Here is a 14689-nt window from a genome sequence, read left to right on the forward strand (position 1 = left end):
GGGCCTTTTTGCATCCAAAGCCCTTCCATCCCCTGCACATTCCCATCCTGACAAACCTTGATCGCCTCTGGATACCAATTCAGTTGACACAAGGTATTTGCCAGTTATAATCGGAAATATACATTTGTGTTAGACCTTCGAGAGCGCGCATGAACAACATCAATGAAGACCTGAGCAATCTGGAAATCGTCAAGAAGCTCGACACCTGGAGCGAGACTTTCACAACGACCGAGTTCACTCCGGTCAACAGCCGTTTCGTGAATGCCAATGGCCAATCCATCATGGATCTGCTCAAGGCAGACGGCACTACCATCGTGCTGTTTTACCGCGAGAAGCGCGACATCGAGGCCTACCTGAAGGAGAAAGGGTTTGCCCTGGATGACTTCAAGTGGAAGTCGCCCTATGGCGAGATCAGCATTCCCGAGGCTCGCCAGAAGATCAACGCAGGTGAGATCCGGGTTCCGCTTAATCACGGGCATTGGAGCCTTGAGCGGATGCTGTGCTTTGCCGGCGTGACCTACAACCACCTTTTCAATCCGATCAGCAAGATCCGCTATCGGCGCATCACCGAGGCTGACGGTCAAAACCCGAAGGCTGCACTGTCGAGCCTGATTGGTGGGATTACTGCCGCAACCATTGTCCTTGGCTACTCGTTCTACTTCGCTTCGTCGATGTTCGCCGAAGCGACCATGACCGACAGCAACGTCGAGGACAAGGTAAAGCTGAGCGAGATGGTCGTGAACCACGCCATGTACGCTCATCTCCCGGTCGGTCAGTCCGTCGCAGCAGAACCTGAATACGTCAATGATGCTTCGAGCTATGTGGCTCAGCATGTGCGCCGCTATGGCGAGCTGACTTCTGGGAATACCTGGGATGGTGTGTCCGCACTGTCCAAGGGGATTGCGGCGCAGTTGGGCAAGGCTGAGGTGGATCAGGATGTCGTGAATGTCTTCTTGCAGCAGGGCGTTCGGATATCCGAGGAAAGTTGCACCAAGATTGCGAACAGCAACAGCTTCAACGGCGTGGGCGGTAGCCCATCCCCGCTGCTCTATGCCGGCTCTATGGCCGAGCAAGAGGCCATTGGCGCCCTTCGTACCATGGTCGATGCCTGGATCAAGACAGGGCAGGTGGCAGTACCGCCCCGTGGCCATGTGGCAGGTAGCTTTGAACAGCTTCTTTCCTTCGTAGGTGCCAGCGATAGCCCGTGCGTCGCATCCCCGGTCATGGTCTTCAGGCCGAAGAATTCGTCGACTCAGGCTGATGAATCCTTTGTCCTGGTCAACCTGCTGATTCGCTCTCCACTCGGCTGGCGGAATACTCAGGTCTCCAACCGCCTGTTTGCGCTGATTCAGAATCCGGCCAACCCGGCTGAGCGCCTGGTTCGTGAGTTGTACGCTGCCAATGCGCAGAAAAGCATGACCGGGCTTCTGGCCTCTGCCATTCCGGAGCTAACGGCAAAGCCAGGTGGTGCTGACGCTGATGCGGTCTGCCAGAAGCTGGATAAGGGTGATGCTCTGAGTGCCAGCGAGTCTGCCGCGTACTTCGAGCGCTTCGCTCAGACCACGCCATCCAGTGCGCTGCTGAGTCCTGATGATCTGACCATCTGGAGTGATGGCCTCGGCCTTCCCCCCTCGATTCCGGTGGTCAGCCTGAAGGAGTTTCTGGCTCATCGTCTGGAAGGGCAGTGCCAGGCAGAGCCGGTGGTGGCATACGAGCTGGATTCCCCGGCTACGCCTTACCTGATCAGCGCAATCGAGAAGAGTGGCTACGGGATTTCCCGCAGCCTGGTCATGGCTTACGACACAGGCAAGAAAGAGGGGTTTGGGCAAATCCCATGCTCTGGCTGCCTGGGCATTCCCCCAGTGCTCGCAGAAAAATTCGAAATGTCTGATATCAAGATGACGGTGTCGGATCTTGCCAGTCGACTGACTGATGAAGAGTTGGGCATTCCGGATGCCGAGCTGAGCGATCTGCTTGATGCCATTGCGCGTGGGGCTGCAACTCGCATTATGGTGAAGAAAGAGGACGTTGTTGCCAGTCTGAATCGAGAGCTGCGCGCCGCCATGGTGACCGCGCAAGTCAATAAAACCCTTCTGTCTGGGCACTGGCTGGACAAGGCAAAGCTGGCCGACGCAGTTATAGAAAAGGGTCTCGTCTCCAGTGAAGACCGAGCCGCCCCCTTCAAGAAAAATCTGCCGATTGATTTTTACAGGTACTCAGAAAACGGCGGCAGTCAAAGGGCTGTCTTTTTTGACCAGGCCGTCACTATTACTTACGACAGCCTGATGGCTGCTGGCATTAAGCCTGGGGTTTCAGAGGAAGAGGCCAAGTTGGTGATCGGGTCGGCTATTCGCGATCAGATCGAAATAAGCAGCGGCATTGACGAATTTGATATTGAGTCGGTAATTGACTCCCTGGGCGACCAAAAATCCGAGATGGATGAGGCGATACTCAAGATCAAGATTGCTGATTTCTATAACGGGAAAATAGCGCTTGATCAGATTATCGGATACCTGCATGAGCGAGCCGTCAGCAATGACGTCAATCTTCGTCGAATTAGCTACGGGGAGTTTGAGGCAGCGGTATCAAAGGCGATTTTTGGTGGACTAGATTACTCGCCACTGCTGGAGATAATCGAAAGCAGAGTTCGCAGCGAAAAGCATTAAGGAGAATTGAGCATGAAGATTCGTTCTTTCGAAAACCGTGAAAGCCATATTGGTCGGGAAGTATTAGGTGATCAGGGTGGCTCTGCATTTGGCGAGCTTAATCCACTGCGGCTGATGGTTAGCCTTGTTAGCTTTTCTGGGGACGCGTTTATTCTTGGCGTTGACCATTTCGTCAAGTCGGTTCCTGTCACCCAAAAGCAGAAAGACGTGGAAGAAATTATCCAGGTCATTGATGCCATTGGTAAGGACGGAGAAACCGCAGAGGCGGAGCGTCAGCGCCTGATTGAAAAAGCCAATCCGCTCTTTAATGAAGTGATTGAGGAGCGCGTTCTTGCTGTACAGCCGTATTTCTACGGTCGTCGCCTTGACGGCAAAGATATGGCAGAAAACGCATATTGCCATCTTAATGACGATGACTTTGCAGATAGCCTTATTTATGCCCATCGCGCAAGTAAATTGTTTGCCTATGGTACGGCTACAGCAATTGGTTTGATTGCTTCTGCAATGTGCATGATGGCAGTTTTGGGCGCCAACCTGGAAATGCTGGATTTATCCAAGGCAAAAGATGCCAGCATTATTGCCGATACCTTTTCTGCTGCTGCGACAGAAACCACGCTTCAAGCCAAACGCATTATCTCGTATTTTGGTGCTGCCTTTTTTGCGGCGGTTGCTTTCACGTCCTCTTATCTGCTTGTTCCGGCCATTGCTAGCCGCAGCAAGCCGATTTTCGCCAGGGCTCATATCTCAAACTACCTTTCCGGCCTGGTTAAAAGCCTTGGTATGGACTTGCCGACCAAGGACTTCCATGTCGCCTTTAATAACAAGATGGGCGAGCTGAATGGCTATTTATATGTCCTGAGAAAGCGCATTGCTGAATCTCGTCGCTACAAGAGCATGAAGCTGCCAACCATCAGTTTTGGCACATCGACAGGCGAGTTCAGAAATTCGGGCGTTCAGAATGGACTGGAGCGCGGCACCCCAGTTGAAGTTGCGGTGGCTGACCTCTATATGAACCTCTGCATGCTGGGAGGCACCGGCAGCGGAAAAACGTCAGCTCTTATCAGTCCAGCTATTCGCCAGCTGTTTATCCACCGCAAAAACGGCACGATTGGTCAGTTCGGTATGTATGTGACCGATGCCAAGGGCGTCTTGTGGGTGGACATCAAAGAGATTGCGATCCAGGAAGGCCTCTCCGAGGGCGACGTTATCGTCATCGGTACAGACGTTGGTCAGTACGGCGTTCACCTGACTAAGGGCGTTTCTCCGCAGATGCTGCCGGCTCTGATCAACTCGATCATGAGTACGGTAGAGGGCAACGCGAAGGGTGGTGGCGGCAGTGCCTTCTACGAAGGCATGTTCGCCATTGTGTCGACCCACATGGCTGTGCTGCTCGATGCCTATGACCGTTCTGCCGTTGGTAGCAGATTCACTGCGCGCGAATTCCGCTCGATCTACTGCATCGAGCGCCTGTACGAGATGCTGACTGTCGAAAACTCCATGGAGCTGATGATTATCGAGCTCCTGGAGCAGGTGAAGAAAGATGGTTTGAACGCCAGCTACTACAGCAAGGCGGCTCAGGACGCTGTCGAGTATTTCCGCGTTCAGTGGCGCGATATCGAAAAAGAAACCAAGGCCAACCTTCGCGCGACTGTGCAGAAGAACCTGGGTGGTTTGATGTCACACCCTGGCATTAAAACGCGCTTCTTCGAGGGTCGTGACAACATCCTCATGCGCGAGCCTGGCACTGGCAAGATCATGCGTGACGCGCAAGGCAATCCGCGCTACCTCGACGTGTTTGATGCCGAGGGCAATCAGCTTCGCTACGTTGACGTCGATGGCGCCTACAAGGGCAAGCTGGTGTGCATCAGCGTGTCGGCAGAGCAGGGTGGTATGGGTGCCAGCTTTGCGCTGTCCGCCCTGGCTGCTCGCTTCAAGATGATCTCGACTGATCGTGAGATCGCTTACAAGACCTACAACGACAAACTCGCCACGCTCAAATCCAGTGCAAAAGCTGCCGTTGAGTCGGTTCAGCGTGCACTGTCTATTTCCAAGAAAGGCTTTGGCGCAAAAGCCAACCTCTTTGCCAAGATGCGCAACGAGAACTTCGAGGAAGGCCCCGTCATTCCAGACGCATCCACCATGGTGGAGCTGATGAATAAAGCGCCGAGCAATGACAGCTATGAAATTCTTGGTGAAGATTCACCCACAATGAATCCGCAGGCAACACCTACATTCTTTATCGCGGACGAATTCCAAGAGCTGGTGATCAAGGGTGGCAAGAACTTCCCTGTGGGTGATGAAGCCTATTGGGCAAAAAACCGCTCGAAAGGTGTTATCGGCATGGTTGCCTTCCAATTCCTGTCCAGCATCAAGCAGTTTATCGGTCAGGAATCCACCACAACCATGATCGGCAACATGCGCAACAAGATCGCTCTTCATACCGAAGACAAGGAAATGATCCAGTTGCTGGAAGATATCGCTGGCAGCTCTCGCCGTTATTATGCGCCAGTCAATAGCGGCTATTTCGAGTCCCAGCAGCAGCTTGAGCTTCAGCGTTTTATGATGATGGAGGAGGATCTTGAGTCCAAGAAGTATGGCTCATTCCCATCTGAGATTGACGCTGGGTACGCTAAGGAAAAATTCGCCAAGAATGCCGGTGGAATTGGCATTGTAGATGGTTCCAGCATATTTATCCCAAGGCAAAAGGACACGCTTTCCCACAAGCAATTTGAGGCGGTGCGGAAAAGTATTCTGGATGACCAGGAGTTCAGCTTGCGTGCAAGCGAGGCTGCGGTAAACCCAATGTCTGGCCCGCAGAACAAGCCTGTTGCGAAGGAAATCGCTTTGTCCCTGCACGATAAGTACATCAGTCTCGAAGAGAAGGCCCGTGACGGCCAGATGGATAAAGATGAGGTTCTGGTTAGCAAAGAACGTGTGATGCGCAGCCGTAACCACGCGACCGCTTACTTCCAGTCCTACTCTGGCACCCTGATTGACTATTTCGAAGTTAAGCAGAATCACGAGTGGCAGGCTGAGCGCCGCCATATCCACGAAGAAATCGCCAAGCAGCGCAATAATGAGGAGGCTGCCTAATAAGGCAGAATGACCAATGAAAACAAATCTTAAATTTGAGCAGAGCCGAGTTGAAAAGATTTCCGACCAGCTATTTGGGCTGGTCTCTCTTCGGGTTTTCCGGGATGGAATCCTTTCACCTGTGGTTAATACGCTTTATCTCCTCTCAAAAAACACAATGACATCATTGTTGCTGATGTATTTTGTTGGGGCTATCTATTTGCATGATGGTTCTAGTTTTGTTTTTAAGGGGCTTTTAGATGACACCCTTGATATTGTCAGGGAGGTTTCTAAAATGAATTTCGGGGCCTTGCTGGTGATTCCAGAAACCATGCTAAAAATTCATGGTGCTGCAATCATTGAGCTTGCAAAGCTAAACTTAAATCCGATTATTTTGATTGTCGCTACATACCCGTTTGTCCTGGCTGTTTATATTTTGAAGCTGATTGCAGGCGCCATGGCCTCCAAGGCGGCATCTGGCGGCTAACCTGTTGACCCAATGAATTTCTAGTGTATATTTCAGGTAGTAAACAGGTAGCTGGCAACTGGAGAGCCCCATGGATACCCAAGAAGAACTGATCAAAAAGCAGGAAGAGGAGCGCAAGGCAGCTGAGGCTGCCCAGGCCGCCCTCAAGAAGCAGCTGGACGACGACAACCAGGCCCGCGCTGAGCAGATCCAAAAGGATCAGGACAAGATGCGCGAGACCATGGAGCGTCAGCAGGAATCCCTGAAGCAGAGCGAGCAGCAGGCGGAAGAGATCCGCAAGCGCGCCGAGGAGCTGAATGCTCCCAAGCTCGGCGGCGATGAAGCCAATCCCCTGGAGAAGTACCAGGAGGACATGCGCAAAAGCGCTGAGCAGTGCGCCAAGCTGGCCGAGGACTCCCAGTTGCTGAACAAGCAAATGGAGGAGAATCAGCGGGAGCAGCTTCGCCTGTCCACAGAGATGCAGAACCCTGAGCATGCCGATGATGACCTGATGCAGGCCACCATGCTTGAGCATCAGGAAGCGCTGAAGAAATCCGCTGAAGAGTTCAAGGTTCAACAGGAAAAGAACTCCAGGGATTTCGAGATTCAGGCCAAGCTCTTCGACGCCAAGGCCAACGGCTTCGAGCAGACCGTGGATCAGCAGAACAAGCTGCTCGATGAGCAGCAGCAGAAGATCCAGGAAGACCTGCAAAAGCAGTCTCAGGCGCAGTTGGCCGAGATCAGCAACAGCCTGGAGCAGCACCAGGGCAAGATCGAGCAGATCGAGTGGGACAATTCCCACCTGAAGGGCGAAGACGGAAAGTCCCTGCCCAACGGCCAGATGTTCGAAGACACCCTGAAGCAAACCGGCGAGCTGAACCAGCGCCTGGCCACCGAAGAGCAGAAGCACGGCCTGCACAAGCCTGGTGAGATCGAAACACCGGCTACTCAGCCGGCAGGGCAGATCGAGACCCCGGCCCAGCAGCCTGCTGCTGGCGAGTTCGAGGAACCTGCCAAGCAGAAGGTCGACCCGAACGCTGTGAGCAATGCTCTTGCTGAAGGCCTGCCGAAAGAGAGCAAGGGTGACATGGACGGTCGTCATGTCATGCGCCCAAGCTCCGACCAGAAGCTGGGCGAGGTGCAGGACAACTGGCATAACCATGAGCGCAAGCAGCGCGAGCTGGTGAAGGAAATCCGTCAGCACGAGAATGACGTTGCCAAGTACAGCAAGGAGCTGGAGAAAAGCCACGAGGAGTTCGGTGACCTGGTGGGCAAGAAGCCCAAGAATGGCGCCTCTCCCAGTGAGATGGAGTCGTTCACCGCTGTTCAGAAGCAGCAGGAAGAGATGGCCAACAAGATCAACCATGCCTCCGCCCAGGGCGAGCGCAAGATGGGTGAGTTCCAGCGTAACGAAGCCGACTTCCAACGTCAGAGCTGGGATCGTGTAGAGCAAATGGCGAAGTTCACGGGCGACAAGGCACTTCAGGAAAAGGCTGCTCTGAAGTCCGACGAGCTGCGCCAGAACGTCAAGAGTGCTGACGAGTACCTGAACAAAGAGTTCGGCCCGAAGCAGGAGCAGAAGCAGGAAAGCCAAAAGGAGAAGTTCGAGGTCGTCAGCGATGGCGAGGCCAAGAACAAGCACAGCCCGGTGAGTCCTAGCGGCATCTCGCCAGAGATGGTGAACAAGGCCGATGAGCAGGTTCAGGATATCGAAAAAGCGAGGTTAGAAAGGCTCGAACAACCCAACGAACGGCCCGACATCAAGCACAAGCGGAACTAGCGCAGGGAAGGGGAGTGATGCACCCCCTGATGATGATGCCAAGGCAACCAAAAGCATCAACACGAAGCGCTTCAACAAGTAGCATCAAGCCCGCCACCAGGCGGGCTTTTGTGTAAGGGTATAACCATGATTTCGTTTGAAAAAGCACTGCAAGAAACCAGGGAGACGGGCGCTGTCATGCTCGGCTTTGCCTATGTTCCCCGAGAGCACCAGGTCACCATCTTCGAAATCCGCCGTGCCGGCGAAACGGAGGCGATCCGCTTTTCGCGAGGCGTGCTTTTCTCTGGTCAGTCCGAGACTGGCGAGATGAGCAAGGACGAGCGAATTCTTGCCTTCACCAAGTTCAAGCCGCTGATCGGTGATGCCGATCTGATCAGCATGCCGGTCGAGCTAGCGGCCTACACCTACTTCCTTGGCCAGCTCCCGCACCCCTATGAGCACGACCATCAGGGCTACCAGGGGCACTTCACGGGAATTCTTGCCTCGATTGTCTAAAAAAGGCTTTTCATTTCTTATGCTTATATGTATATTAGAGGTCAATGAGGTTTGATATTTAAGTGTTAGCCCGGCTTGGTCAGGTCTTGCTCACTGACCTGATGGCTTGACCAGGTCGGGCGCCATAGCACTGATGTATTTGACTCAGAATGTGCGAGTTGCCGAAAGGCAATGCGGGTAGCACAGGCGATCTCCCTCGGACAGGAGGTCGCCAGATCCCCGCTCAGACGACATGTAGCTGACCTGACTGACCCGCTTCGGCGGGTCTTTTTTTTGTCCGCGAAAACCCATTGACACAACGTATATTAGAGGTATATTGGTGTCTAATTTCAGCGGAGCGGGCAATGATGGACAAATCACCAGTATCAATGCTTTGGGCGCTTATCAGAATCTGTTTCTGGTCGGGCGCGACCGTCTTCTCTGCGATTTTTATTCAGGATTTCTGGGCTGGATTCAAGTTCGCCCTGGCTAATTTGGATCAGGCCAGGAGTCTGTTCCTTCTCCTAACCCTGCCAGAGATCCTGGTTGTGCTTGTGATTTCCTTGTTTGCCTCCCCTTGGAATGCTCTTTCAGCCGCTGGGGAGCTTCTTAGTGGAAAGGCTGGTCGTAGAGGCAGATGACCCTTATGTGACCCGCTTCGGCGGGTCTTTTTTTGCACCCAACTCCCCATTGACAAAATGTATATTTCACAGTAGAATACAAGGTAAATCGGGGGTGTTTATGCTACAGAAAGTGAAGTGCCTGGCCAGTTTGATCTTCTATGTCGTGATGATGGGGCTGTCGGCTCTGCTCTGCTACGGCACCTGGCTGCTGGCTGAAGGTTCCTTTCTGATGCCGCTGCCGTGGTACTCCACGCTCTTGCTGGTCATTTTCCCGATGACCATTGTCTTTGCGGTTGGCGTGTTTATCACCTTCGGACGTGTTCTGTTTTTTGGCCGGGAGTTGTTTCATGCACAAGATCGTAGTTGATACAGAGTTCACTTCGCTCGATGAAGAAGACGCCAAGCCGATCTCGATTGCCCTGGTAGATGTGGCGTCCGGAGACAGCTGCTACGTCGAGCTGGACGGCTGGGAGCTCTGGGATTGCAGTGAGTTTGTGACCAAGCAGGTTCTGCCGCAGCTGACCGGGCCTAGCCTTACTTACGCGCAGGCCAGTGACCTGCTGCTGGACTTTCTTGAGGCTCACCAGCCTTTTGAGCTGATGAGCGATGCACCGATTTACGACTTCCCTCAGCTCCGTCAGGTACTGGGCAGCCAGTGCCCGATCAAGAACGTTTCCGGCCTGACTGACCTTCGGTATTTGGTTGCGGACGAGGAGGGGGATGAAAACCCTCACCACGCCCTGCTCGATGCTCAGCGGCTGGCCTCGAAGTATGCAGCTCGCCACTTCGGCTGAGGCCGGATTGATGACGCTGATTGCTGAGTTCATCAGGCACTACACCAGCGCCCTGCTGTACTTCGGGCGCGACGAAGAAGACGAGCCCGCTGAGCTGAATGCTGATGATCTCAGCGAAGACTCCATGATCGAGATCGAGCGCGACTGCCGACTGTTCATAGGGCAAAACGCTGCGATTCTGGAGCAAGCCGTTGAGGTCTATGGCCTCGATGCTGCGGCTCATGACTTCTACCTCACCCGCTGCGGCCATGGCGCCGGCTATTGGGATGGTGACCTTCCCAAAGCACTGGGCGAGCAACTAACGCAAGCCTGCAAGGCATTCCACGGCACTTCGGTGTACCGAGGGGATGACGGGCTTTTGTACGTTTTTCAGGGATAGCTTCATGACCATTGAACGTGTTGGAAAGGCCATTGCTGCATCTCTGATGGCAGTGCTTGTCCTGGCTGCTGTTGTTATCCAGGGGCTCAATCCCTGCGGAGCTGAACTCAGTCCTTGCCCTGTTCAACCTGAAACTGGACTTGGGCAAGTCTCCAAATAAGAAGGATTTTTCAGATGGTCAACTTCCGATCCCTCATCTCAGCATCAGCTTTCCGCGTCGACCCGCTCAAGGCCAAAGCGCTTCAGGAAGAGTTGGAGAAGTCTCGCCGCCCTGGGCAGAAGAGCGTTCGCCCGTCCCTGGTTGATGCGATAGTCCAGGAGCGGAGCCAGAAATGAAGCCTGCCATCATTCGTGCGGTCGGCTGTGCCCTGATCCTGGCTCTGGCAGCCGCTTCAGTCTTTCTCAATAAGGGGTTTTGCGGTGGCGATTTCCAGCCATGCCCGATAGAGCAAGGGCCTGAGCTGGATCGAATGTCCGAGCAGCTGAAGGGCATTATTTCGCCTGCAACCGCCAAGTAAGTGGCCGCGCGTCTCATTTTTTTTGCCCTTTACAGACTGTATATTTCATATAACATCTTTCGTATCACTGGTGTGCGTGGTGCATGCCTGATCCCGAGGAGAGCCACATGGCAACCGAAAAAGAAACCGAAAAAGAACAGCCCGAAGTCACTATCGGCAGCCTGACGATCAAGGCCAACAGCACCTCCCGCGCCACTGAAGCCGTCAACGCAATCGCCCAGGCGAAGGCCGAGATCGAGGGGCAGGGCTACGTGCTCGATACCAAAGGCCCCTCAGCCGGCGAGTCCGGTCGCTTCAAGGTCTATGCATACGAGGCCGATGCGGGTCACAAGATCGGTGATCGCAACAACGGCGCAGACGCTGCTCACGTGTTCAGCGTGAAGTACGAGAGCGGCGGTTATCCGGTTTCTCAAACCGCCCTGGCTGAATCGCTGGCCAATGGGCTTGGCGAGGTTGCGCAGCAGGTGAAGATCGAGCGCATTGCCAATGGCAATGAGCAGGCGTTCCAGGTTCACGAGCAACTGAAGTCGGGCGACCTCGCCCTGGAAGACATGACTGCAAAGCAGATGGAGCTGATGAAGGACATCAACTTCCAGACCAAGGTGACCGAGGGCTATGACGGCGGTTCGCTCAGCGAGGCTTTCGAGCACTACAGCCCGAGCGACAGCGCCTGGGTTTCCTCTATGAATCGCACTGCAACAGTCGAGATGGAAAGCGCGGGTGGCCTGAAGATGGCGTTCGACGTTCAAACCGAACCAAGCAATGGGTACGGCTCCGTCGAAACGCTGCGTGATCTCTACGACTGCAACGTGGGCTTTGGTGACAGTAGCGAAGCCTCCATTGGCGGCAAGCCGGTCAATCCGTCCGACATGTCTCAGCTGGCTGATGTCCTGCGCGATCAGTGGGAGAGCCAGGCGCTTCAAGAGGTTGGCCAGCTGCCGATGGAGTATGAGCCCATTGCAGATCGCACCTTCTCGGACATGGCCATCGACCAGACTCTGGATGTGGGCCGCAACGCCACTGGAGAGCTTGTTGTTAGCTTCAGCGTGAATGATCCCTACCAGAACGCATCGGCCAACTTCACTGTGGAGAATGGCAACCTGGAGCCCCTGGGCGAGGACATGAGCGAAGCTGCGGTTTCCATTGCGCAAACCTATGTCGCAGACAACCAGCAGAAGATCAGCGAAGAGATCGACAGCTTCAAGCTCAAGGAGGTGGGTCTGAGCAATGTCGAAGTGGATAGCGCCGATGGTGACTACTTCGTGACCTTCCAGAACCAGGGCGAAAATGGCTACGTTGGCCTGGACAGCGAGACTCTGAAGCTCGACAGCACGAGCCCCGGCTACGACAAGCTGAATGAAGCCCAGGTTGAAGTGCTGTCCGAGCATGTCGGCAAGGCGACCGCCGATATGAATCCTCCTCTTGGGCTCTACATGGCCAAGATGAAGGCCAGTGAGCTTGGCGCACTGACTGACAAGGAAATCCGGGTCTCGCTGGAAGGTGGGAAGATCGTGACGTATGAAGGCATGCCCGGCGACCCCTACCCGAAAAAGGCGTCCGGCAGCTACAAGGGCCTGACGGAGCTCAACCGGGCTCTCGATGAGAAGATCGGCCAGGTTCGGGATCGCATCTCTGACGAGAACAAGATGCCGATGGAGCCTGAGCGCAAAGCCATCCGGATCTAATCCCTCTGACCTGAACCACAAAAGCCCCGCTAGTCGGGGCTTTTTCTTGTTCATTGCCAGCCTTGACAGAATGTATATTTCTGCGTATTGTGCTATTCAATACTGGCGGGAGTTCTCTAAATGGATGAGTACGAAGACGACCCTTTCATGATGCGCTACTTCGAGGATCACGAGATCCAGGATCTGGCCAGTCGTCTTTTTGATGAGCGTCCGGACGCTGTCAGGCGTTTCATGCTTGAGGCAGACATGGGTATGGTCGATCTGAGGGGGCGTGAAATGCCCCAAGGTAGCTTCGAAGAGGTCGTCGGCCCAGCTCATGCGAAAGCCATGATCGATTCCGCCATTCACTGGTGGAATGAAGGTCTCCACGCCGACACCCCTCGTCCGAAGAACCTGCCTGATACCTTCCAGAAAGAGATCGATAATCAGGTCTTGTCGAAGAACGGCCTGCTTCTCCAGTACCTGACCCCTGAAGAGCGCTCGCACGATCTGATGATGACAGCGGTGTCCAACAATGGAATCGCACTCTCATTTGTGCCCGGAAGTGAGCAGACACTGGATCTCCAGGTCGCGGCATACAAGCAGAATCCGAGTGCCATGGCGTATGTGCACGACCAGCTGAAGGGTGCTGTTACTGAACAGTTCCTGGCTGATCTCAAAGGTAGTGTCAGAGAGGCTCTGCGTGGCTTCAAATCGCCTATCTCTGGTGAGTCGCAAGAGACCAAGGCACCTACCGCAGATCTCAGTGAGATCGAGGCGCCAAAAAGCTTCCTCGACGTGAACAGCGAAAACGCTCATCTCTACGAGCCAAAGACCGAGATTGAGCGGGATTTCTTGAACTCCAATGCCGAAACGAATGGCTGGGCTCATCGCTATGACGACTCGCTGGAGTCACGGGCAATGAAGGTGAAGGAGGACAAGGTAAACCAGGCCCTGGAAGAGGTTAAAAACACTTTCGCTAAAGCATTCCCGGCTGACCGCCCCTTGTTCCTCACTGATGCTGAGCAGACATCGCTGCGCACTGAGATGGCTGAAGACCTGGTCAAGATGGAGAACTTTCGCCAGAAGCGCGATGAGCTGGCTGCTGCCAGCCCTGCCGAGCGCCTGAATGCGGTCTCTGAGGACGGTCTGTTGCTTCAGTACATCCCTGCCGAGCAGCAGAGCCTGGAGCTCCAGGTTGAAGCGGTTTTGCAGAACGAGCAGGCCATGGCATTCGTACCCGGTGATGACATCCCTGACGTGCTGCACGAGGTTTCGCTGCGCGCTGAGGATCACCACTTCGAACCGATCCCACAGCCTGTAGATCCGCGCATTGACGAGGAGATGGTGGGCTATCGCGAGACAAGCCTGATGGAGGATCAGTTCGACGACTTCAATCCGATGGAGGCTGACTACCTCGAAGACTTCACGCTGCGGGTCGACAAGGGCGAGGTCTACATCGACTTCAATGCCGTGGATCTCGATGGCAATGTGAAAGAGCACAGCATGACGGTTGTCCAGGTAATGGTGATGGAGGACTCGCCGCTGAAGGAGCTGGTGACAAGCGAAGTTCAGGGGGTTTCTGACAAGCTGGATGCACTGCGCGACGGCATAGCACTGGATGACGCAAAAGCCCAAGGCGTTGACGGGGAGTCGGTAAAGTCGCTGACCATTTCCGGATCTCAGGGCTATGAGCCGGTGGCCAGCATCCAGATGGGTGAGTCAGGAAGGGTGTTGGACATTCCCCTCAACCCCGAAACCCTGAAGCCCATCATGCCCGAGCATCAACACCTGGAAGAGATGGTCGCACTCCAGGTGAAAGAGGATGGCATTACGCCGAGCGCGGACATGTCGAATGCTGAGCGCAAGGCGAAAGAGCTGGCCGAGCTGAAGAACGAGACCGTTGATATTGTTGAGTCCAGCAGCGGCTACGAGATTCATATTGGCGAGGGCGACTCGAAAGAGATCCTGTCCGCCAGCGGCATGGCAGACTTGAATTCCAGCCTGGATAAAGCCATTAATCACGAGCGCGAGCGCTCGGAAAAGGTCGATGCTCCGCGAGAGAATTACTCGATCAAAGAGGACGTCATTAAGCAGGAGCCTGATGAGCCCAAGATCGAGCCAGAGAAGGAAAAGCAGAAGCAGCGGATTAGCGTCTGAGAGAAGAGCCCCGGCACCTGCCGGGGTTTTTCTTGTGGGTGATTGGCTCACGGCTGTTTGACTAATGTATATTTGCTGTTATAGTCCAGATAC

The 14689-nt window shown here is 54.3% G+C and carries 12 protein-coding genes; all 12 read left to right on the forward strand.

Translation table 11 applies throughout. The features are described 5' to 3' along the window. Positions 1-149 precede the first annotated feature (149 nt). The 12 genes from F3I62_RS18805 (at position 150) to F3I62_RS18860 (ending at position 14596) form a co-directional block, all read left to right on the forward strand. On the forward strand, positions 150-2666 hold the full coding sequence (locus F3I62_RS18805; RefSeq protein ID WP_160491177.1) for a hypothetical protein: 2517 nt from the start codon (positions 150-152) through the stop codon (positions 2664-2666). Positions 2667-2678: 12 nt separating this feature from the next. Continuing rightward, positions 2679-5759 carry a TraM recognition domain-containing protein gene (locus F3I62_RS18810; RefSeq protein WP_160491178.1) on the forward strand — a complete coding sequence of 1027 codons (3081 nt, stop codon included), beginning with the start codon at positions 2679-2681 and terminating at the stop codon, positions 5757-5759. 16 nt (positions 5760-5775) lie between these two features. After that, positions 5776-6225: a hypothetical protein gene (locus F3I62_RS18815; protein ID WP_160491179.1), complete on the forward strand. Its 450-nt coding sequence runs from the start codon at positions 5776-5778 to the stop codon at positions 6223-6225. 70 nt (positions 6226-6295) lie between these two features. Next, complete coding sequence (locus F3I62_RS18820; RefSeq protein WP_160491180.1) at positions 6296-7984, forward strand: hypothetical protein; 1689 nt, start codon at positions 6296-6298, stop codon at positions 7982-7984. Between the two features lie 126 nt (positions 7985-8110). Then, positions 8111-8479 carry a hypothetical protein gene (locus F3I62_RS18825; protein WP_160491181.1) on the forward strand — a complete coding sequence of 123 codons (369 nt, stop codon included), beginning with the start codon at positions 8111-8113 and terminating at the stop codon, positions 8477-8479. 591 nt (positions 8480-9070) lie between these two features. Then, positions 9071-9448, forward strand: a complete 378-nt coding sequence (locus F3I62_RS18830; protein WP_160491182.1) for a hypothetical protein — start codon at positions 9071-9073, stop codon at positions 9446-9448. Then, complete coding sequence (locus F3I62_RS18835) at positions 9429-9875, forward strand: 3'-5' exoribonuclease (protein WP_160491183.1); 447 nt, start codon at positions 9429-9431, stop codon at positions 9873-9875. The genes F3I62_RS18830 and F3I62_RS18835 overlap by 20 nt, the downstream gene beginning before the upstream one ends. Continuing rightward, positions 9802-10254: a hypothetical protein gene (locus tag F3I62_RS18840; RefSeq protein ID WP_160491184.1), complete on the forward strand. Its 453-nt coding sequence runs from the start codon at positions 9802-9804 to the stop codon at positions 10252-10254. Before F3I62_RS18835 ends, F3I62_RS18840 begins: the two co-directional genes overlap by 74 nt. A gap of 4 nt (positions 10255-10258) precedes the next feature. Next, positions 10259-10414 carry a hypothetical protein gene (locus F3I62_RS18845; protein WP_160491185.1) on the forward strand — a complete coding sequence of 52 codons (156 nt, stop codon included), beginning with the start codon at positions 10259-10261 and terminating at the stop codon, positions 10412-10414. A gap of 172 nt (positions 10415-10586) precedes the next feature. Beyond that, a complete protein-coding gene (locus tag F3I62_RS18850) occupies positions 10587-10772 on the forward strand; it encodes a hypothetical protein (protein WP_160491186.1) in 186 nt (61 codons plus the stop codon). Positions 10773-10879: 107 nt separating this feature from the next. Beyond that, positions 10880-12457, forward strand: coding sequence for a hypothetical protein (locus F3I62_RS18855; RefSeq protein ID WP_160491187.1), 1578 nt, complete (start codon positions 10880-10882; stop codon positions 12455-12457). A gap of 120 nt (positions 12458-12577) precedes the next feature. Then, positions 12578-14596 (forward strand): DUF4116 domain-containing protein, encoded by a 2019-nt coding sequence (locus F3I62_RS18860; protein WP_160491188.1) that lies wholly within the window; start codon positions 12578-12580, stop codon positions 14594-14596. The last annotated feature ends 93 nt before the right edge of the window (positions 14597-14689 follow it).

Origin of the sequence: Pseudomonas sp. R-28-1W-6, from assembly GCF_009799925.1 — a bacterium.
In the GTDB taxonomy this organism is placed as follows: domain Bacteria; phylum Pseudomonadota; class Gammaproteobacteria; order Pseudomonadales; family Pseudomonadaceae; genus Aquipseudomonas.